The following is a 21,076-nucleotide window of genomic DNA, read 5'->3' on the forward strand; positions in this document are numbered from 1 at the left end:
CCCTTTCCCCCCCCCCACCCTCCCACTAAAGGGGGGGGGGGACACCCTTTCTCGCCCCCCTTCGTTTGGGGGGGGGGGCCGGGGTGAGGGTGCTCGCTCGCCACTTCCTTCTCCTCTTCGCGATCCTCGCGTTCCCCGCCCACGCCATCCAGCTCACCGACGACCTCGGCCACCGCGTCGCCTTCGACCACCCGCCCCAGCGCATCGTCTCGCTGCTCCCCTCCCTGACCGAATTCACCTGCGTCCTCGGCGCCTGCGACCGCCTGGTCGGCGTCGACGACTTCTCCAACTTCCCCGCCTCGGTGCGCCAGCTGCCCCACGTCGGCGGCCTGGAAGACGCCCGTGTCGAGAGCATCGTCGGCTTGCAGCCAGACTTGGTCCTCGCGCCGACCTCCTCGCGTGCCCTCCCGCGCCTGCAGGCCTTGGGCCTCAAGGTGCTCGCGCTGGAGCCGCGCACCTTCGCCGACGTGCGCCGCGTGCTGGCGCTGCTGGGTCCCGTGCTCGCCGCCCGCGACGCGGAGCAGGTGTGGCGCGACATCGAACAGGGCGTGGACGCCGCAGCGAAAGAGCTGCCTGCTTCGCTGCGCGGATCGCGCGTCTACTTCGAGGTCAGCACCGCGCCCTACGCGGCCGGCACCTCGTCCTTCATCGGCGAGCTGCTCGCCCGCATCGGCGCGCGCAACATCGTGCCCGCGTCGCTCGGTCCCTTCCCCAAGCTCAACCCGGAGTTCGTCGTCCGCGCCGATCCCGACGTCATCATGCTGGCCGAGGAGGAGCGCGGCGCCAACATCGCCAGCCGTCCCGGCTGGCATCGCCTGCGCGCCGTGCGCCAGGGCCGCATCTGCGCCTTCACGCGCGACGAGGGCGACGTGCTGGTGCGCGCCGGCCCGCGCATGGCCGAGGGCGCGCGGCTGATGGTGCGCTGCCTGCAGGGCAGGCTGCGGAGCGGCGCCTCGTGAGCAGCGCCCACCGCGCCCCCGCCGCCGTCGCCGCCTGGCTGCTCGCCGCCAGCGCCGGCCTGCTGGCGCTGGGCATCGCCGTGGGCAGCATGGGCTGGGAGCCGCTGCTCGACGAAACCGGCGCGGGCCTCACCATCCTGTGGGAGATCCGGCTGCCGCGCACCCTGGGCGCCTGGGCCGCCGGCGCCTTGCTGGGGCTGGCGGGGGCGGTCGCGCAGGGGCTGTTCCGCAATCCGCTCGCCGATCCCTACCTGCTCGGAAGCGCCACCGGCGCCGCATTCGGCGTCGCCCTGCTGCTCGCGGCCCTCGGCGCCGCGCCGGCCGTCGCGGTCGGCTGGCTCGCGCACGTCGGCATCACCGGCGCGGCCTTCGTGGGTGCGCTGGTCGCCGTGGTGCTCACGCTGGCGCTGGCCCGCGGCGTGCAGCACACGGCGCGGCTGCTGCTGGCCGGCGTGATCGTCGGCATGGTGTTCGGCGCCTTCGCGGCGCTGGCGATGTTCCTGGTGCCGGAGCTGCTGCGCACCATGCAGGCCTTCCTGCTCGGCACGACGGGCTTCCTCGGCTGGCCGGGAACGCTGGTGCTGGGCCTCGTGCTCGCGGGCACCGCGGCCGCCGGCATCGCCTGCAGCCGCGCGCTCGACGCGCTCGCGCTCGGCGAGACGACGGCCGCGAGCCTGGGCGTCGCGCTCGGCCCCGTGCGCGTGCTGCTGGTCGCGGTGATGGCGCTGGCCACCGGCAGCGCCGTCGCGCAGGTGGGGCTGGTCGCCTTCATCGGCCTGATGGCGCCGCACCTGGTGCGGGCCCTGTGCAAGCCGACCTACCGCTGGCTGCTGCCGCTGTCCGGCCTCGCGGGCGGCGTGCTGCTTCTCGGCGCCGACGTGCTGGCGCGCTGGCTGCTCGCGCCGCGCGAGTTGCCGGTCGGCGTGCTCACGGCGGTGCTGGGCGGCGGCTACCTGCTGGCGCTGATGCAGAGGAGGCCGCGATGAACGCCCCGGCGCTGGCCTGCCAGGACTTGCGCGTGACGCTCGGCGATCGCCTCGTGCTGCACGGCATCCACCTCGCGCTGCCGGCGGGCCGCTGGACCGCGGTGGCCGGCCCGAACGGCGCCGGCAAGACGACGCTGCTGAAGGCGCTGGCGCACCTGCTGCCTTCGGCCGGCAGCGTGCACCTGCTCGGCAAGCCGGCGGCGCAATGGTCCGCGCGCGAACGCGCCCGCGCCGTCGCCTGGCTGGGGCAGGCCGAGAGCGGGGCCGAGGACCTGCTCGCGGAAGACGTCGTGATGCTGGGCCGCCTGCCGCACCAGGATTGGCTGGGCGGGACGCGCGCCGGCGACCTCGCCGCGGTGGAAGCCGCGATGCGCGAGACGCAGAGCTGGGACTGGCGCGGCCGCCCGCTGGGCAGCCTCTCGGGCGGCGAGCGCCAGCGCGTGCTGCTGGCGCGCGCGCTCGCCGTGCAGGCGCCCATCCTGCTGATGGATGAACCGCTGTCGCACCTCGACCCGCCGCACCAGGCCGACTGGCTGGCCATCGTGCGCCGCCACGTCGCGCGCGGCGGCACGGCGGTGAGCGTGCTGCACGAGATCGGCATGGCCTTGCAGGCGGACGACCTGCTGCTGCTGCAGCAGGGCCGCGTCGCGCACCACGGCCCCACGAGCGATCCCGCCACGCATCGCGCCGTCGAGGCCGTGTTCGACCACCGCCTGCAGGTGCACGCGGTGGCCGGCCGCTGGGTCGCGCTGCCGCGCGAGGAGGCGCTGCCATGAGCGCGCGCTGCGTCATGGTGCTCGGCACGCACAGCGGCGCCGGCAAGAGCTGGCTCGCGACGGCCCTGTGCCGCTGGTACGCGCGCCAGGGCCTCAAGGTCGCGCCCTTCAAGGCGCAGAACATGAGCAACAACGCGCGCGTCGTCGCCGCGCCCGACGGCGGGCTGGGCGAGATCGGCAGCGCCCAGTACTTCCAGGCGCTCGCGGCCCGCGCCGTGCCGGACGTGCGCATGAATCCCCTTCTGCTCAAGCCCGAGAGCGACACGTCGAGCCAGGTGGTGGTGCTCGGGCAGGTGGACGCGGCGCTGGCGGCGACACCCTGGCGCGAGCGCAGCGCGCTGCTGTGGCCGCGGGTGCGCGATGCGCTCGATGCGCTGCGGGCGGAGCACGACGTGGTGGTGATCGAGGGCGCGGGCTCGCCGGCCGAGATCAACCTGCGCGACAGCGACGTCGTCAACCTGCGCGTCGCCGCCCACGCGCAGGCGCGCTGCCTGCTGGTCGCCGACATCGACCGCGGCGGCGCCTTCGCGCACCTGGTCGGCACCTGGTCGCTGCTGCAGCCGCAGGAGCGGGCCCTGCTGCACGGCTTCGTGCTGAACAAGTTCCGCGGCGACCCGGCGCTCCTCGCCCCCGCACCCGAGGAGCTGGAGCGCCTGACCGGCGTCCCCACGCTCGCGACGCTGCCCATGGTGTGGCAGCACGGCCTGCCGGAGGAAGACGGCGTGTTCGACGAGCGCGCGTCCGCGCCCGGCGACGTGCGCCTGACCATCGCCGTCGTCGCGTGGCCGCGCATCAGCAACCTCGACGAGTTCCAGCCGCTCGCCAACGTCCCCGGCGTGCGCCTGCGCTGGGTGCGCACGCCCGCGCAGCTCGCCGGCGCCGACTGGCTGGTGCTGCCGGGTTCCAAGAACACGCCGGCCGACCTCGCATGGCTGCGCGCGCAAGGGCTGGCGCCGGCGATCGCGCGCTTCGCCGCGCAGGGCGGCCGCGTGCTGGGCATCTGCGGCGGCCTGCAGGTGCTCGGGGAGGCGCTCGTCGATCCGCTGGACATCGCCGGCAATGCGCCCGGGCTGGGCCTGCTGCCGGTCGTCACGCAGTTCGCCGAGCGCAAGACGGTGCGGCGCAGCACCGTGCGCTTCGAGCCGCTCGCGCCGCCGTGGGATGCGCTGTCCGGCCTCGCGGTGGAAGGCTACGAGATCCACACCGGCCACAGCGTGCAGCACGCCGGCATGGCGCCGGGGCGCGTCGCGCTGCCCGGCGGCCTGGGCTGGCAGGACGCGCAGGGTGGCGTGCTCGGGATCTACCTGCACGGACTGTTCGAACAGCCGGCGGTGCTGCAGGCGCTGTTCGGCGCCAGCGCGCCCACGCTGGACGACGTGTTCGACCGCCTGGCCGACGTGATCGAACGCGGATTCGCACCGGGTGCGCTTCCGGGGCTTCTGCAGTGCTGACCAAAGGACTACCCCCTAGGGGTAAGGCCGTAGTCCAGCGTCCTCCTGCCGGACTATGCTCCGGCCAGCCGTGGCACCCGCCGCGGCACGTCCTTGGGGGCCTACGATGTACAAGAAGATCCTGCTGGCCTACGACGGGTCCGACGCCGGCCAGAAAGCGCTGCTGGACTGCCGCGACGTCGCGGAATGGGGCCAGGCCGAACTGCACCTCGTGGCGGTCATGCCGTCCGCGATGAGTTTCGTCGGCCTGGAAGGCGGCGTCTACGACGTCGAACTGGAAGAGCGCGAGAAGAAGAAATACCGCGGCGTGCTCGACGACGGCCTGCGCCGCCTCGGCGAAGCCGGCCACTCGGCGCGCGGCGAAGTGGTGACGGGCGAAGCCATCGACGAGATCACCAAGTACGCGCGCAAGATCGAGGCCGACCTCATCGTCGTCGGCCACAAGCACCTGGACAGCTGGGCGGCGCGCTGGTGGCGCGGCTCCATCTCCAGCGCACTCATCGAGCACGCGCCCTGCAACGTGCTGGTGGTCATCACGCACTAGCGTCCCGGCCGCGCGCATGGACTCCGTGGCCGCGTTCGCGCGCCGCTGCGCGCTGTTCGTCCTCGCGCTGGCGCTGGCCTCGTGCGCGGGCGGGCCTTTCCGGCCGGCGCCGCCGCGGCTGCTGGTGCTCGTCGTCATCGACGGCCTGCCGCAGCGGCAGCTGTCCGGCGCGCGTGATGCCTTGCTGCCGGACGGCTTCGCGCGCTTCCTCGCGCACGGCGCCTCCTTCGAGCAGGCGCACTACGGCTATGCGTACACCGTCACCGCGGCCGGGCACGCGACGCTGCTGACGGGCGCCACGCCGCATCGCACGGGCATCATCGGCAATACCTGGCGCGACATCGCCACGGGCCAGCCGACCTACTGCACGGCCGATCCGGACGCGAAGTACATCGGCCATCCCACCGGTCCCCTGGACGGCACGAGCCCGCGCAAGCTGATGGCCGAGACGGTGGGCGACGTGCTGCGGCGCCTGCGGCCGGCGGCCAAGGTGCTCGCCGTCTCCGGCAAGGACCGCGGCGCGATCCTGCCGGCGGGCCACCGCGGCACGGCCTACATGTTCATGCACGACAGCGGCGAATTCGTCTCCAGCACGTACTACATGCCGCGGCATCCGGCCTGGGTGGAGGCCTTCAACGACGCGCACGCGCGGGGCGCGGCGCCGCCGCCGGAAGCGGCCGACGCGCGCACGCTGGACTTCGCGCGGGCCGCCATCGCCGGCGAGCAGCTGGGCGCCGACGAGGTGCCCGACATCCTGTCGGTCAGCCTCTCGGGCCACGACTACGTCAACCACCGTTCCAGCGCCGAATCGCCGCAGTCGCGCGAGCACCTGCTGCAGCTCGATCGCCTGCTGCAGGACTTCTTCGCCGACCTGGACCGCACGGTGGGGCGCGAGCGCTACCTCGTCGTGCTGACGTCGGATCACGGCTTCATGCCGGCGCCGGAGACGAGCCGCGCCCGCGGCATCGCCGCCGGCCGGCTCTCCAGCAGCCGGCTGCTGCAGGCCGCCGACGCCGCGCTGGAGCAGCGCTTCCACGCGGGCAAGCTGACCCTGGGCCTGTCGGCGTCGGCCGTGCTGCTGGACCGCCGGGCGATCGCCGCGCACGGCCTCGCGTTCGACGACGTCGCGGAGACGGCGCGCGCGGCCGTGCTGGCGCAACCCGAGGTGGCCGCCGCGTACACGCGGCGCGAGCTGGCCAGCGGCAGCCGCACGGGGTCGGCCCTGTTCGGCGCGATGCGTGCCACCTGGCATCCGGCGGTCTCGGGGGACGTGCAGTACGCGCTGCAGCCGTACTGGATGTTCGGCAACGCGGGCGCGACCCATGGCTCGCCCTATCCCTACGACACCCACGTGCCGCTGCTGCTGTGGGGGCCGCGCTGGGTGGCGCCGGGCCGGTACGACGGGCGCGTCGACATGGTCGACCTCGCGCCCACGCTGGCGCGCGTGCTGGGCGTTCCGGCGCCCGCAGCCAGCGAGGGCAGGGCGCTGCCGGCGCTCGCCAAGCCCTGACCGCCGGTCGCGCGTACGCCACTTCACACAATTGCAACAGAGGGCTCACGCCCCTGTTACGCTCGACCTTCAGGCTACAGGCTGGGACGGAACGCAGCAGAAAATCGCCTACAGACGAACGCGCCGGGCACTGTCGGCTGGATGAGCCAGCAAGGGGCACCCTCGGCGGCTGCTGAACTTGACCGTCCTCGCACACGACAAGAAGGACATCGATGCCCACACCGCCGCCGCCGTCCGCGCCGAACGACCCGCCCGAGTATTTCGAGCAGCCGGCCGGACCGACGTCTCCCGCCCCTCCGCCCCGCCGCAAGCTCAGTCGCCGCGCCTCGCTGATCGGCACCGTGATCGCCCTGCTGGTCGCGGCCGGCCTGGCCTGGCTGGCCTGGGACCTGACGCGCCCGGAACCCGCGACGACGCAGCGCGCCGGCGCCGGCCGTCCCGGCGGGGGCCCGGGCGGCGGGCGCGGCGCCACGACGGTGGGCTTCGCCGTCGCGGAGTCGGCCGACATCCCCGTGAAGCTGGAGGCGCTGGGCACCGTGGTGCCGCAGGCGACGGTGCGCGTGCGGCCGCAGGTCAGCGGCGTGCTGACGCAGGTGCTCTTCAAGGAGGGCCAGCAGGTCAAGCGCGGCCAGCTGCTGGCCACCATCGACCCGCGCTCCTTCGAGATGGCCTTGCAGCAGGCGACCGGGCAGCGCATGCGCGACGAGGCGCAGCTCGCCGCCGCGCGCGTGACGCTGGCGCGCTTCGAGACCCTGCTGAAGCAGGACTCCATCGCCCGGCAGGAAGTGGACACCCAGCGCGCGACCGTGCGCCAGCTGGAGGCGGCCGTCGTCTCGGACAAGGCGCAGGAGGGCACGGCCCGCCTGAACCTGTCGTACACGCGCATCGTGGCGCCGATCGAGGGCCGCGTGGGCCTGCGCAACGTCGACGTGGGCAACCAGGTCAGCACCGGCGACACCAACGGCATCGCCGTGATCACCAAGCTGACGCCCATCGACGTGGAGTTCGCGGTGCCGCAGGACCACGCGTCCTGGCTGCAGCACAACGCCGGCGCCTTCATGGAGGTGAAGGCCTGGGACCGCACCCGCACGACCCTGCTCGACACGGGCGTGTTCGCCTCGCTCGACAACCAGATCGACACGCAGACCGGCACCGTGCGCGCCAAGGCGCGCTTCAACAACGCGCGCCAGCAGCTGTTCCCCAGCCAGTTCGTCAACGTGGAACTGCAGATCCGCACGATCCAGAACGCCGTGGTCGTGCCGGTGGCGGCGGTGCGGCAGAGCGGCAGCGGCGAATACGTGTTCGTGCTGCAGGACGACCGCACGGTGAAGCTGCGTCCCGTCGTGCGCGGGCAGCCGCTGGGTGACCGTGTGCAGGTGGTGAGCGGGCTGCAGATCGGCGAAAAAGTGATCACCGAGGGCGCCGACCGCCTGCGGGACGGCGCGCGCGTGATCCTGCCGGGCGACGCGCCGCGCGGCGGCGGGCCCGGCGGCGGCGCGGGCCGGCGCCGGGGCGCGGCCTCGGCGGCGCTGCCGGCGGCCTCCGACGCCTTCACCGGCGCGTCGGCCGCCAAGGCCACGCCGCCCTTTGCCGGCGCCTCGGCGATGATGGGCGCCTCCGGCGAAGCGCAGAAGCTCACGCCCGAGGAGCGCGCGAAGCGGCGGCAGCAGCGGCGCCAGCAAGCCACCGAATGAGCCCGTCGCGTCCCTTCATCCTGCGGCCGGTCGCGACCTCGCTGCTGATGCTGGCGATCGTCCTCGCCGGCCTGGTGGGGCTGAAGTTCCTGCCGCTGTCGGCGCTGCCGCAGGTCGACTACCCCACCATCCAGGTGCAGACGCTGTACCCGGGCGCGAGCCCGGAGGTGATGGCGCAGACCGTCACGGCGCCGCTGGAGCGGCAGTTCGGGCAGATGCCCGGGCTGACGCGCATGAGTTCGACCAGCGCCGCCGGCGTTTCCATCGTCACGCTGCAGTTCGGCCTGGGGCTGGGCCTGGACGTGGCGGAGCAGCAGGTGCAGGCGGCGATCAACGCCGGCGGCTCGCTGCTGCCCGCCGACCTGCCGGCGCCGCCGGTCTACGCCAAGGTGAACCCGGCCGACGCGCCGGTGCTCACGCTGGCGATCACCTCGAACACGCTGCCGCTCACGGAGGTGCGCAACATCGCCGACACGCGCCTGGCGCTGAAGATCAGCCAGGTGAGCGGCGTCGGGCTGGTCACGCTCTCCGGCGGCCAGCGGCCCGCCGTGCGCATCCAGGCCGACAACCGCGCGCTGGCGGCCATCGGCCTCACGCTGGACAACATCCGCTCCACGATCAGCCAGGCCAACGCCAACGCGGCGAAGGGCAGCATCGACGGGCCCACGCGCGCCTACACGATCAACTCCAACGACCAGCTGCTCACGGCCGACGACTACAGCAACCTGATCGTCACCTTCAAGAATGGCGCGCCGGTGCGGCTGAAGGACGTCGCGCAGGTGGTCGAGAGCGCCGAGAACGTCAAGCTGGGCGCCTGGGCCGGCCTGCAGCCGGCCATCATCCTGAACGTGCAGCGCCAGCCGGGCGCGAACGTGATCGCCACCGTGGACGCCATCAAGGCGCGGCTGCCCGAGCTCACCGCCGGACTGCCCGCGTCGATCCAGGTGGACGTGCTGGCCGACCGCACCACCGGCATCCGCGCCTCCGTGGAGCACGTGGAGATCGAGCTGGTGCTCTCGGTGCTGCTGGTGGTGCTGGTGATCTTCGCCTTCCTGCACAGCCCGCGCGCCACGCTGATCGCGAGCCTGGCGGTGCCGATCTCGCTGGTCGGCACCTGCGGCTTCATGTACCTGCTGGGCTACAGCCTCAACAACCTGTCGCTGATGGCGCTGACCATCGCCACCGGCTTCGTGGTCGACGACGCGATCGTGATGATCGAGAACATCGCGCGCCACATCGAGAACGGCGAGGCGCCCATGGTCGCGGCCCTGAAGGGCGCCACCGAGATCGGCTTCACCATCATCTCGCTGACGGTGTCGCTGGTCGCGGTGCTGATCCCGCTGCTGTTCATGGGCGACGTGATCGGGCGGCTGTTCCGCGAGTTCGCGGTGACGCTGGCGATCACCATCCTGATCTCCGCCGTCGTCTCGCTGACGCTGGTGCCCATGATGTCGGCGCGCTGGCTGCAGGCGCACCACGCGCCCGAAGGCGGCTGGGGCGGGAAGATCCAGCGCGGCTTCGACCGCGTGATCGAGCGCTACGACCACGCGCTCACCTGGGTGCTGGCGCGGCAGAAGCTGACGCTGCTGGTGGCGCTGGGCACCTTCCTGTTCACGGTGCTGCTGTACATCGCCATCCCCAAGGGCCTGTTCCCCACGCAGGACACCGGGCAGCTGCAGGTGCGCGTGGAGGCGGCGCAGTCGATCTCCTATCCGGCGATGGCCACGCTGCAGCAGGACGTGGCCAGGGAGCTGCTGGAGGACCCGGACGTGCAGTCCATCGCCAGCTTCGTCGGCGTCGACGCGGCCAACAACACCATGCTGCACACCGGCCGCATGCTGGTGAACCTGAAGCCCTCGCGCGACGGGGTCGAGGAGGTGATGCGGCGGCTGCGCGACCGCGGCCAGCGCGTGCCCGGCGTGCGCCTGTTCCTGCAGCCGGTGCAGGACCTGACCATCGAATCCGAGAGCGGCCCCACGCAGTACCGGCTGTCGCTGGAAGGCGCGGACACGGCCACCGTCCACGACTGGGCGGCCCGCGTCGTCGACCGCCTGCGCCAGGAGCGCCGGCTCGCCAACGTCACCACCGATGCCAGCGCCACGGGCGCCGCGATGTTCGTCGACATCGACCGCGACACGGCGGCCCGCCTGGGCATCAGCGCGTCCACCATCAACGAGGCGCTGTACAGCGCCTTCGGCCAGCGCATCGTCTCCACGATCTTCACCGAGACCAACCAGTACCGCGTGGTGCTGGAGGCGAAGGCGGGCGCCGAGGCGACCGATCCCGGCGCGCTGGCGGGCATCCAGCTGAAAAGCAGCTCGGGTGAGCCGACGCCGCTGACGGCCGTGGCGCACATCTCGGAGCGGCGCGCGCCGCTGCAGGTCACGCACGTGGCGCAGTACCCCGCGGCCACCATCGGCTTCGACACGGCGCCCGGCGTCGCGCTGGGCAGCGCCGTGGACGTGATCCGCACGGCGCTCGACGACCTGGACCTGCCTGCGACCGTCAGCGTCAGCTTCCTCGGTGCGGCCGGCGCCTACGAGTCGTCGCTCTCCAACCAGCTGTGGCTGATCCTGGCGGCGGTGGTGTGCGTGTACATCGTGCTGGGCGTGCTGTACGAGAGCTACGTGCACCCGCTGACGATCCTCTCGACGCTGCCTTCGGCCGGCATCGGCGCGCTGCTGGCGTTGATGCTCACCGGCAATTCGCTGGGCGTGATCGGCATCATCGGCATCATCCTGCTGATCGGCATCGTCAAGAAGAACGCGATCATGATGATCGACTTCGCGCTCGACGCCGAGCGCGAGCAGGGCAAGCCGCCGCGCGAGGCGATCCACCAGGCGGCGCTGCTGCGCTTCCGGCCCATCATCATGACGACGCTGGCGGCGCTGTTCGCGGCGGTGCCGCTGATGCTGGGGTGGGGCGAGGGCGCGGAACTGCGCCGGCCGCTGGGGCTGGCGATCTTCGGGGGCTTGATCGTGAGCCAGCTGTTGACGCTGTTCACGACGCCGGTGATCTACCTGTGGTTCGACCGGTTGGGGGCGCGGTGGCGGCGGCGGCCCTCACCCCAGCCCTCTCCCGCAAGCGGGAGAGGGAGCCTGGAACCCCCTCTCCCGCTTGCGGGAGAGGGCGGGGGTGAGGGCAGGGGCGCATGAACCTCTCCTCCCCCTTCGTCCGCCGCCCCGTCGGCACGGTGCTGCTGACGGCGTGGATCGCGCTCGCCGGCATCGCTGCCTTCTTCAAGCTGCCGGTCGCCTCCCTGCCGCAGGTGGACTATCCGGTGATCTCGGTGTCGGCCAGCGTGCCCGGCGCCAGCCCGGACACCATGGCCAGCAGCGTCGCGACGCCGCTGGAGCGGCGGCTGGCGACGATCGCGGGGGTGAACGAGATCACCTCGCGCAGCAGCACCGGCAGCACGCGCGTCACGCTGCAGTTCGACCTGAACCGCAACATCGACGCCGCCGCGCGCGAGGTGCAGGCGGCGATCAACGCATCGCGCAGCGACCTGCCGGCCACGCTGCGCAGCAACCCGACCTACCGCAAGGCCAATCCCTCGGCGGCGCCGGTGCTGATCCTGGCCCTGACCTCGCCCACGCGCGAGCCGGGCCAGATCTACGACGCGGTATCCAACATCGTGCAGCAGAAGATCGCCCAGGTGCCCGGCGTCGGCGACGTGGAGCTGGGCGGCGGCTCGCAGCCGGCGATCCGCATCGAGCTCAATCCCTTCGCGCTCAACCGCTACGGCATCGCCATGGAGGACGTGCGCGCCGCGCTGCAGGCGAGCACCGCCAACCGGCCCAAGGGCGACATCGAGCTGAACGGCCAACGCCTGCAGATCTACAGCGGCACCGGCATGGCCAACAACGGCAAGTCGGCCTCCGACTACCGCGACCTGGTGATCGCCTGGCGCAACGGCGCGGCCGTGCGCCTGGGCGAGGTGGCCGACGTGCGCGACGGCGTCGAGAACGTCAACACCATGGGCCTGTTCAACGGCCGGCCGGCCGTGATCGTGCTCGTCACGCTGCAGGCGGGCGCCAACGTGATCGCCACGGTGGACGCGGTGCGCGACCTGCTGCCCTCGCTGCAGGAGGCGCTGCCCAAGGACATCTCGCTGGAGGTCGCGTCCGACCGCACGCACTCCATCCGCGCATCGCTGCACGAGGTGGAGCTGACGCTCGTCATCGCGATCCTGCTGGTGGTGCTGGTGGTGAGCTTGTTCCTGCGCAGCGCCCGCGCCACCTTCATCCCGGCGGTGGCGACCATCGTGTCGCTGCTGGGTACCTTCGGCGTCATGTACATGCTGGGCTTCTCGCTCAACAACCTGTCGCTGATGGCGCTGACGGTCGCCACGGGCTTCGTGGTGGACGATGCGATCGTGGTGCTGGAGAACACGGCGCGGCACATCGAGGCGGGCATGGACCGCTTCCAGGCGGCGCTGCGCGGCGCCCGCGAGGTCGGCTTCACCGTGCTGTCGATCAGCCTGTCGCTGGTGGCGGTGTTCATCCCGCTGCTGTTCATGGGCGGGCAGGTCGGGCGGCTGTTCCGCGAGTTCGCCGTCACGCTGTCGGCGGCCGTGATGATCTCGCTGCTCATCTCGCTGACCACCACGCCCATGATGTGCGCCTGGCTGCTGCGCCGCGACGCCCACCAGCGCCCGCCCGGACGCATCGCGCGCTGGGCCGAGCGCGGCTTCGGCTGGCTGCAGGGCGCCTACGCGGTGAGCCTGGACTGGGCGCTCGCCGCCCGCTGGCTGGTGCTGCTGATCCTCGCGCTGGTGATCGTGCTGAACGGCTTCCTGTTCCTGCGCATCCCCAAGGGCTTCTTCCCGCGCCAGGACACGGGGCAGATCTCGGGCGGCATCCGCGCCGACCAGAGCATCTCGTTCCAGCAAATGCAGGACAAGCTGCGCCAGCTGGTGGACATCGTGCGCGCCGACCCGGCGGTCGACACGGTGGTCGCCTTCACCGGCGGCAGCCGGGCCGGCGGCGGCTTCATGTTCATGAACCTCAAGCGCGGCGGCGGCGCCGACCGCGGCCAGGCGGTGATCGCGCGGCTGCGGCCGAAGCTCGCGCAGGTGACGGGCGTGAGCCTGTTCCTCAACCCGGTGCAGGACCTGCGCATGGGCGGGCGGCAGTCCAACAGCACCTACCAGTACACGCTCAAGAGCGACAACGTCGCCGACCTGAAGCTCTGGGCCACGCGCCTGGCCGAGGCCATGAAGAACCAGCCGGCGCTGGAGGACGTGGACACCGACCAGCAGGAGAACGGCGTCGAGGTCTTCGTCGAGGTCGACAAGGAGACCGCCGCGCGCATGGGGATCAGCTCGCGCGACATCGACAACGCGCTGTACAACGCCTTCGGCCAGCGCCAGGTGGCCACCATCTACGAGGACCTGAACCAGTACAAGGTGGTGATGCAGATGGCGCCGCGCTACATCCGCAACCCGGAGGCGCTGCGCGACGTCTACGTGCCCGCGCGCAACACGGGCGCGCCGACGCAGCTCGCGCAGACGCTCACGCCCTCCACGGGCACGACCGGCACGGCGACCACGTCCACCGGCGGCACGCCGGCCAATCCCTCGCTGCGCGACGCCTCCACCGGCCAGGCGCTCAATTCCAGCGCCACGCCCATGGTGCCGCTGTCGGCCATCGCGCATTTCGCCGAGCGCCCGAGCGCCACCTCGGTCAACCACCAGGACGCCGAGCTGGCCACCACCATCTCGTACAACCTCGCGGAGGGCGTGACGCTGGCCGAGGCCGAGGACGCCGTGCGCGCGGCGGAGGCCGAGATCCGCATGCCGATCAACGTGCGCGGCAGCTTCCAGGGCACGGCGCGGGCGGCGCAGCAGTCCAGCCAGGAGCAGCCGATGCTGATCCTGGCGGCCATCGTCGTCATCTACATCGTGCTGGGCGTGCTGTACGAGAGCCTGGTGCACCCGATCACGGTGCTCTCCACGCTGCCCTCGGCGGGCATCGGCGCCGTGCTGGCGCTGCTGCTGTTCGACATGGAGTTCTCCATCATGGCGCTGATCGGGCTGTTCCTGCTGATCGGCATCGTCAAGAAGAACGCCATCCTGATCATCGACTTCGCGCTCGACGCGGAGCGCTCGCGCGGGCTCGCGCCCTTCGACGCCGTGCGCGAGGCCTGCCTGCTGCGCTTCCGCCCCATCCTCATGACCACGCTGGCCGCCATGCTCGGCGCGCTGCCGCTGGCGATCGGCTTCGGCGAGGGCGCCGAGCTGCGCCGGCCGCTGGGCATCGCGATCATCGGCGGCCTGGTGGCCAGCCAGGTGATCACGCTGCTGACGACGCCCGTGGTCTACCTGCTGCTTGACAAGCTGCGGCGCCGCAGCCCGATCGAGCGCCAGCTGGGGCGCCACGGCGCCGAGACGCAGATCGCATGAAAAGAATGATGCAACGCCCCGCCCGAACCGCCGCCGCCCTGGCCGTGAGCCTGCTGCTCGCGGCCTGCGCCAACCTGGCGCCGAAGTACGAAGTACCCGCCGTGGACACGCCCGTCGCCTTCAAGGAAGGCCGCGGCGCCTGGGTGCTCGCCGCGCCCGCGGACACGCTGGAGCGCGGCCCCTGGTGGGAGCTGTTCGACGACCCCGTGCTCGACGGCCTGGTCGCGCAGGTGGAATCCGCCAACCAGGAGGTCGCGGCCGCCGTGGCCGCCTATGCGCAGGCCCGGGCGCTCACGCGCGAGCAGCGTGCCTCGCTGTTCCCGCGCGTGGACATGGACAGCTCGCGCCGGGTCACCGGCGGCGGCGGCGACACGCCCACGCGCCGCACCTACCAGTTCAACATCGGCGCCAGCTGGGAGCCCGACGTGTTCGGGCGGCTGCGCCTGGGCGTGGAGAACGCGCGCGCCGGCGAGCAGATCGCGCAGGCCGACATCGCGGCGGCGCGGCTGGCGGTGCAGGGCGAACTGGTGGCCGACTACTTCGGCCTGCGCGAGACGGACGTGCTGCGCGCGCTGCAGGCGCAGACGCTGGCCGGCTACCGCCGCAGCCTGCAGATCACGCGCAACCGCTACGAGGCGGGCGTGGTGGCGCGCACCGACGTGCTGCAGGCGGAGAGCCAGCTCGCCAACAGCGAGGCCGACCTGCTGAGCCTGGAGCGCCAGCGCGCCACCTTCGAGCACGCGATCGCGGTGCTCGTGGGCAAGGCGCCGGCCCACTTCAGCCTGCCGCCCGACCCGAAGTGGACGGTGCAGGTGCCCAACATCCCGCCGGAGGTGCCGTCGACGCTGCTGCAGCGGCGGCCCGACATCGCCGCGGCCGAGCGCCGCGTGGCCCAGGCCAATGCGCGCATCGGGATCGAGCGCGCCGGCTTCTTCCCGAGCTTCAACCTCACGGGCTCCATCGGCCTCAGCGCCGCCAGCATGGGCGACCTGTTCAGCGCGTCGAGCCTCGTGTGGGCGCTGGGCAGCTCGGTGGCGCAGATGATCTTCGACGCGGGCGCCACCAGCGCCCGCGTGGACCAGGCCCGCGCCGCGCTCGACGAGGCGGCGGCGCGCTACCGCCAGACCGTGCTCACGGCCTTCCAGGACGTGGAGGACCAGCTGGTCTCGCTGCGCGTGCTGCACGAGCAGCAGTCGCTGCGCCAGCAGGCGAGCCGGGCGGCCGACCTGGTGGAGCAGCAGGTGCTCAATCGCTACGAGGCGGGGCAGGTGGGCTACACCGAGGTGATCACGGCGCAGCAGAACGCCGCGTCCGCGCGGCGCGCCCTGGTGCAGGCGCAGATCGACCGCCAGCTCGCGGCCGTGGCGCTGATCCAGGCCCTGGGCGGCGGCTGGGGCGGGCTGGAAGCCGGACTGTGAGCGGGGCCATTTGACGGGAGTCAACCCGCGCGCTGCGCGCGGGAGTACCGTGCGGGCATGGGCAATGGCCGTTTTGCCGCGGTGCTCGCGGTCCTGATCTCGGTGGGCGTGGCCGCCTGGCCGAGCGTGACGCAGAAGAGCGTCGTGCACGGCGTGACCGTGGCGGTCACGCCCGGCAACCTCGACGAGGACAGCAGCGTCTGGGACTTCGCCGTGGCGATCGACGCGCCCGGCAAGCGCGTGGACGATTCGCCGCTGGACACCATGGTGCTGGTGGGCGACGGCCAGCGCGTGAAGCCGCTCACCTGGGAAGGCGACCAGGCCGCCGGCCGTCACCGCGCCGGCGTGCTGAAGTTCATCGCGATCCGCCCGCGGCCGAAGGAACTGCAGCTGCAGATGACGCGGCCGGGGGAAGCGAAGCCGAGGATCTTCCAGTTCGTGTTCGGCGACTGGTCGGCCTAGGGCGATTGCTGGGGTTCGCTGCGCTCACCGCCAGCCTACGGTCGTTGCATGCGATGGTGTTCGTAGGCTGGCGGTGAGCGCAGCGAACCCCAGCATTCCTCAGGCTATTTCACGGGCAACGCATTCAAGGGAATCCGCAGGTAGCACACCCCGTTGTCGTCCGCCGGCGGCAGCCGGCCCGCGCGCACGTTCACCTGGATCGAGGGCAGCAGCAGCGTCGGCACGTCCAGCGTCGCGTCGCGGGCCGTGCGCATGGCCACGAACGCTTCCTCGGTCACGCCGTCGTGCACGTGCAGGTTCTTCTCGCGCTGCTCGGCGACCGTCGTTTCCCACCGCGCCTCGCGTCCCTTGGGCGGGTAGTCATGGCAGACGAAGATGCGCGTGGCCGGCGGCATGGCGAGCAGGCGGCGGATCGAGCGGTACAGCGCATGCGCGTCGCCGCCGGGGAAGTCCGCCCGCGCCGTGCCCACGTCGGGCATGAACAGCGTGTCGCCCGCGAACACCGCGTCCTCGATCAGGTAGGCCAGGTCGGCCGGCGTGTGGCCCGGCACCAGCATGGCGCGCGCCTCGATGCCGCCGATGCGGAAGGTCTCGCCGTCGCGGAACAGGTGGTCGAACTGGCTGCCGTCCGGCAGGAAGCTGCGCTCCAGGTTGTAAACCTCGCGGAAGATCGCCTGCACGTCGCGGATGTGCTCGCCGATCGCGACCTTGCCGCCGGCCTGGTCGTTGAGGTAGCGGGCCGCCGAGAGGTGGTCGGCGTGCGCGTGCGTCTCCAGGATCCACTCCAGGTGCAGGTCCTGCTCCCGCAGGAAGGCGAGGATGCGGTCGGCGCCGTCCGTGTGCGTGCGGCCGGAGCGGAAGTCGTAATCGAGGACCGGGTCGACGACCGCCGCAGCCCCCGTGGGGGCATCCCACACCACGTACGAGACCGTGCCCGTGGCGGCATCGAAGAAGCCCCGGACGCGGCTGCGTCGCCCGGCGTCGCTCACGGCTCGGTCCCGTCCCCCAGCAGCGCCAGCATGCCGCCTTCCAGCTGCTCCATGTGCCGCGCCAGCTGCGGCGTGGATTCCTTGGAGATCTTCATGTAGCCCTTGAAGGTGCGCAGCAGCGTCGGGCGGTCGGGATGGTGCAGCAGCACCGTGGCGAGCGCCGCCTGCAGCACGTGCACCTGTGCCGCCAGCATCAGCTGGTTGTCCACCAGCCCCTGGATGCTTTGCCTGTGGACGTCGAGCGTCTCCCTGATTTCCTGGTCCTGGTCCATGCGGGCCTCGCTGTGTGTTCAGCGATTGTGACATCGCCCGCAGCCGCGATGCTCATCCGCGCAGCGCCGGCAGCGCTTCCTCCGCGAGGCGCGCGATGAGGTCCGCGACGCGCCGGACCTGCGGGGAGCGACGGACATCCGGATGGACCACGATCCAGAGGTCGCGGCACAGCGGCTTCTCCATCCCGGGAAGGCGCGTCAGCGAGCGATCTCCGTCCGCCAGGAACGCGGGGAGGGTGGTCACCGCCAGGCCGGCACGGCAAGCCTCGAACAGGACGTTCAGGTCATTGGTTCGCAGCACGAAAGGGCGGTCGGCCGCGAACCGCGCCAGGGCTTCCATCTGCGGCACCGTGTCGAGCGGATCCGCGTAGCCGGCGAACTGCCAGCTGGCGGGGGACCGATCCAGCCACTCCCGCGTGCCGTAAAGGTCGAACGCAATCGTTCCCGCGCGGCGCGCCGTCAGGCCTGCCTGGCTGGGGCGGCTCAATCGCAGGGCGATCTCCGCTTCGCGCCGGTAGAGGTCGGAACTTCGGGTCTCCGCGAGCAGTTCCAGCGACAGGCCGTGCCAGGCCTGCGCGTGTTCGCACAGCCGCGGCATCAGCCACTTGCCGGCGAGGGCCGGAGGGGCGGAAATCCTCACGACGCCGATCCCGGCGCCTGCCCCGACGGCCGCCCGGGTGAACGCGAGGGCTTCCGACTCGAGCCGCAGCGCGGCATCGAGCAGGCCCCGGCCGTCCTGCGTCAGCGACCAGCGCCGCGGCAGGCGGTCGAACAGCCGCAGCCGCAGCCCGTCTTCGAGCTGCGAAATCCGCCGCGCGACCGTCGAGTGCTCGACGCCGAGCGTCCGCGCCGCCGGCGACAGCCCTCCCTCGCGCGCGACCGCCAGGAAGAAGCGGACGTCGTCCCAGACCAGGGCGCTTGCGCCGGAAGCATCGGATGAACTGCGCACAGGGATTGGGCAGGAATGGGGAATTGCCGGGGATCGTAGCGGGTTCTAGTCTCGGCGCCTTCATCGTCTCCAACGCATCGATCCCATGTCCACCATCGAAAACGTCGTTCACGTGCGCTTGCACGCCCCCGGCAACGCGCGCAGCCTCCGCGTCGAAAGAGTGACCGTGCCGGATCCGGGTCCGGGGCAGATCCGGCTGCGCCATACCGCCATCGGCGTCAACTTCGTGGACGTCTATCACCGCTCGGGCCTCTATCCGCTGCCCGCGCTGCCCGCGACACTCGGAGTGGAAGGTGTCGGGGTCGTGGAATCGGTCGGCCCCGGCGTGGACGGCTTGCGTCCAGGCCAGCGGGTGGCCTATGCCGGCCTGCCGGTGGGCGGCTATTCCGAGGTGCGGCTGCTGCCGGCGTCCGCCGCCATCGCCCTGCCCGACGGGATCGCGGACGAACTGGCCGCCGCATCCCTGCTGCGGGGGATCACGGCCCACATGCTGTTCACGCGGGTGTGGACCCTTCGCCCCGGCCACACCGTCCTCGTGCAGGCCGCGGCAGGCGGGCTCGGCCTGGTCCTGACGCAGTGGGCGAGGGCACTGGGCGCCAGGGTGATCGGCACGGTGAGTACCGGCGAGAAAGCCGGACTCGCGAAGGCGCATGGCCTGCATGTCGCCGTCAACCGGCGCCTCGAGGATGTCGTGGAGGCGGCGCGCGCCTTCGGCGACGGCATGGGCGTGGACCTCGCGGTGGATGGCATCGGAGGCGCGGCGCTGCTGGATTGCCTCGACGCCGTCAGGCCGTTCGGAATGGTGGCGAGCGTGGGACAGGCCGCGGGCGACCTGCCTCCGCTGCCCTTGCAGGAGCTCGGTCCCGCGCGATCGATCGCGCTGGCGCGTCCCAGCGTGTTCCGCCACATGGCGGACGCGGTGCGATACAGGCAGAGCGCGGAAGCGGTGCTGGGGCGGCTTTCCGCCGGACTGCAAGTCCCGATCGGCGCGCGCTTGCCGCTGTCGCAGGCGGCGGAAGCGCACGCGCTGCTCGAGTCGGGGCAGGGCACGGGAGCCGTCGTGCTGGTCCCGTGAGCGATCCGACCGGGGGCGCGGCCCCCGTCAGCGCAGCGCCGGCGGCGGCGTCTTCGGCTGGTAGTCGCACCAGCGCGCCACCGCGCATTCCCAGCACTTCGGCAGGCGCGCGACGCAGACGTAGCGCCCGTGCAGGATGAGCCAGTGGTGGGCGTCCTGCAGGTAGCGCTTCGGCACCCGCTCCATCAGGCGCTGCTCCACCTCCAGCGGGTCGCGTCCCGGCGCCAGGCCGGTGCGGTTGGCGACGCGGAACACGTGCGTGTCGACGGCCATCGTGTCCTCGCCGAAGGCGACGTTCAGCACCACGTTGGCCGTCTTGCGGCCGACGCCGGGCAGCGCCTCCAGCGCGGCGCGGTCGCGCGGCACCTTGCCGCCATGCTGCTCGATCAGGATGCGGCAGGTCGCCAGCAGGTTCTTCGCCTTGTTGCGGTACAGGCCGATGGTCTTGATGTACTCCTCCAGCCCCTCCTGCCCGAGCGCGAGGATGGCCTGCGGCGTGTTGGCGGCGTGGAACAGCCGGCGCGTGGCCTTGTTCACGCCCGCGTCGGTCGCCTGCGCCGACAGCAGCACGGCCACCAGCAGCTCGAACACGGTGCTGTATTCCAGCTCGCTGGCCGGCATGGGATTGGCCGCCTGCAGCGTGGCGAAGAAGGGCTCGATGTCCGCGTCTTTCATGCGGGAAGTGTAAGGACCCGCGCCAGCGCCGCGACGATCGCGCCCTTCGCCGAATCCCGCCGCTGCACCAGCGCCAGCTTGCGCTCCTGCGGCTGCGGCAGCTCGATCACCCGCAGTTTCGCGTCGGCGGTCCACCGTGCGCCGCGCAGCAGCGGCACGATGCTCACGCCCAGCCCGGAGCGCACCAGCTCCACGATGCTCTCCAGCGCGTTGAGCTCCAGGAATTCCTGCGGCTTCACCCGCAGCCGGCGCAGCGACCGGTCCACCAGCCGGCCGGTGTGCTGGCTCGGGTCGAAGCGGATGAAGGGCTGCTGCCGCAGCAGGACGCGCGGATCCGTTTCCTCGCGCTTGCGCGGTGCCAGCAGCACCATGGGCTCGCCGTAGAGCGGCGTCCACGCCAGGTCCGGCCGCGCGCCCGGCTCGCGCACCGCGATCGCCGCGTCGAGCTGGCCGGCCTCCACGCGCTCCATCAGCTCGATCGACTTGCCCGAGGACACGTGCAGGTCCAGCGCCGCGTGCCTGGCCTTGAGCGCCAGCGTCGCCTGGATCAGCACCCGCACGGCCGACACCACGGCGCCCAGGTGCACGGTGCCGGCCATGGGATCGTCCGCGCCCGGGGCGAGCAGCTGGTCGTAGAGCGCCAGCAGGCGGCGCACCTGCGGCACCAGGGCGCGGCCGGCCTCGTTGAGGACGACCGTCTTGCCCTGGCGCTCGAACAGGGGGCGGCGCAGATCGCCTTCCAGCGCGCGCATCTGCTGGCCGACGGCGGCCTGGGTCAGGGCGACGCGCGCGGCGGCGGCGGCGAAGGAGCCCTCGCCGGCGACCGCGGCGAAGGTCCTCAGGACACGGATGCTGCTCATCGCGCCATCCTAAAGCAAGCCTTTAGCGAAGCTAAAGCCGATTTCGCTTTCGC

The 21,076-nt window shown here is 72.2% G+C and carries 17 protein-coding genes; 12 read left to right on the forward strand and 5 right to left on the reverse strand.

The window, feature by feature from the left end; all coding sequences use genetic code 11:
- Positions 1-83: 83 nt before the first annotated feature.
- The 11 genes from ACY0MJ_RS15150 to ACY0MJ_RS15200 all read left to right on the forward strand — a co-directional run bounded on the left by ACY0MJ_RS15150 (position 84) and on the right by ACY0MJ_RS15200 (position 16,203).
- Entirely contained in the window at positions 84-959 is an 876-nt protein-coding gene (locus tag ACY0MJ_RS15150) for an ABC transporter substrate-binding protein (protein ID WP_462639324.1), read from the forward strand.
- Entirely contained in the window at positions 956-1,945 is a 990-nt protein-coding gene (locus ACY0MJ_RS15155) for a FecCD family ABC transporter permease (RefSeq protein ID WP_462639325.1), read from the forward strand. Before ACY0MJ_RS15150 ends, ACY0MJ_RS15155 begins: the two co-directional genes overlap by 4 nt.
- Complete coding sequence (locus tag ACY0MJ_RS15160) at positions 1,942-2,721, forward strand: ABC transporter ATP-binding protein (RefSeq protein ID WP_462639326.1); 780 nt, start codon at positions 1,942-1,944, stop codon at positions 2,719-2,721. The genes ACY0MJ_RS15155 and ACY0MJ_RS15160 overlap by 4 nt, the downstream gene beginning before the upstream one ends.
- Entirely contained in the window at positions 2,718-4,172 is a 1,455-nt protein-coding gene (locus ACY0MJ_RS15165) for a cobyric acid synthase (RefSeq protein WP_462639327.1), read from the forward strand. Before ACY0MJ_RS15160 ends, ACY0MJ_RS15165 begins: the two co-directional genes overlap by 4 nt.
- 106 nt (positions 4,173-4,278) lie before the next feature.
- The gene (locus tag ACY0MJ_RS15170) at positions 4,279-4,716 is read left to right on the forward strand and encodes a universal stress protein (protein ID WP_462639328.1); all 438 of its coding nucleotides are present in this window, start codon (positions 4,279-4,281) and stop codon (positions 4,714-4,716) included.
- A 16-nt stretch (positions 4,717-4,732) separates the two neighbouring features.
- Positions 4,733-6,226 carry an alkaline phosphatase family protein gene (locus ACY0MJ_RS15175; protein WP_462639329.1) on the forward strand — a complete coding sequence of 498 codons (1,494 nt, stop codon included), beginning with the start codon at positions 4,733-4,735 and terminating at the stop codon, positions 6,224-6,226.
- A gap of 212 nt (positions 6,227-6,438) precedes the next feature.
- Positions 6,439-7,920, forward strand: coding sequence for an efflux RND transporter periplasmic adaptor subunit (locus ACY0MJ_RS15180; RefSeq protein WP_462639330.1), 1,482 nt, complete (start codon positions 6,439-6,441; stop codon positions 7,918-7,920).
- A complete protein-coding gene (locus tag ACY0MJ_RS15185; RefSeq protein ID WP_462639331.1) occupies positions 7,917-11,075 on the forward strand; it encodes an efflux RND transporter permease subunit in 3,159 nt (1,052 codons plus the stop codon). The genes ACY0MJ_RS15180 and ACY0MJ_RS15185 overlap by 4 nt, the downstream gene beginning before the upstream one ends.
- Positions 11,072-14,323 carry an efflux RND transporter permease subunit gene (locus ACY0MJ_RS15190; protein WP_462639332.1) on the forward strand — a complete coding sequence of 1,084 codons (3,252 nt, stop codon included), beginning with the start codon at positions 11,072-11,074 and terminating at the stop codon, positions 14,321-14,323. Before ACY0MJ_RS15185 ends, ACY0MJ_RS15190 begins: the two co-directional genes overlap by 4 nt.
- A 5-nt stretch (positions 14,324-14,328) precedes the next feature.
- Positions 14,329-15,741: an efflux transporter outer membrane subunit gene (locus ACY0MJ_RS15195; RefSeq protein WP_462639333.1), complete on the forward strand. Its 1,413-nt coding sequence runs from the start codon at positions 14,329-14,331 to the stop codon at positions 15,739-15,741.
- 57 nt (positions 15,742-15,798) lie between these two features.
- On the forward strand, positions 15,799-16,203 hold the full coding sequence (locus tag ACY0MJ_RS15200) for a hypothetical protein (protein WP_462639334.1): 405 nt from the start codon (positions 15,799-15,801) through the stop codon (positions 16,201-16,203).
- Positions 16,204-16,307: 104 nt separating this feature from the next.
- On the opposite strand, the gene ACY0MJ_RS15205 is transcribed toward ACY0MJ_RS15200, so the two are convergent.
- Genes ACY0MJ_RS15205 through ACY0MJ_RS15215 form a run of 3 tightly spaced genes read right to left on the reverse strand, consistent with a single transcriptional unit; the run spans position 16,308 to position 18,413 of the window.
- Positions 16,308-17,192, reverse strand: coding sequence for an MBL fold metallo-hydrolase (locus tag ACY0MJ_RS15205; protein WP_462639335.1), 885 nt, complete (start codon positions 17,190-17,192; stop codon positions 16,308-16,310).
- On the reverse strand, positions 17,189-17,464 hold the full coding sequence (locus ACY0MJ_RS15210; protein WP_462639336.1) for a hypothetical protein: 276 nt from the start codon (positions 17,462-17,464) through the stop codon (positions 17,189-17,191). The genes ACY0MJ_RS15205 and ACY0MJ_RS15210 overlap by 4 nt, the downstream gene beginning before the upstream one ends.
- Before the next feature lie 52 nt (positions 17,465-17,516).
- Positions 17,517-18,413, reverse strand: coding sequence for a LysR family transcriptional regulator (locus ACY0MJ_RS15215; protein ID WP_462639337.1), 897 nt, complete (start codon positions 18,411-18,413; stop codon positions 17,517-17,519).
- Positions 18,414-18,498: 85 nt separating this feature from the next.
- Between ACY0MJ_RS15215 and ACY0MJ_RS15220 the strand changes: the two genes are divergently transcribed.
- Positions 18,499-19,488 (forward strand): quinone oxidoreductase family protein, encoded by a 990-nt coding sequence (locus ACY0MJ_RS15220; RefSeq protein ID WP_462639338.1) that lies wholly within the window; start codon positions 18,499-18,501, stop codon positions 19,486-19,488.
- Between the two features lie 27 nt (positions 19,489-19,515).
- Here the strand turns inward: ACY0MJ_RS15220 and nth are convergent, their stop codons facing one another.
- Both nth and ACY0MJ_RS15230 read right to left on the reverse strand, forming a co-directional pair.
- Positions 19,516-20,163: an endonuclease III gene (gene nth / locus ACY0MJ_RS15225; RefSeq protein WP_462639339.1), complete on the reverse strand. Its 648-nt coding sequence runs from the start codon at positions 20,161-20,163 to the stop codon at positions 19,516-19,518.
- Complete coding sequence (locus ACY0MJ_RS15230) at positions 20,160-21,023, reverse strand: LysR family transcriptional regulator (RefSeq protein WP_462639340.1); 864 nt, start codon at positions 21,021-21,023, stop codon at positions 20,160-20,162. Before ACY0MJ_RS15230 ends, nth begins: the two co-directional genes overlap by 4 nt.
- Positions 21,024-21,076 lie beyond the last annotated feature (53 nt).

Source organism: Ramlibacter sp. bp-362, from assembly GCF_054956735.1.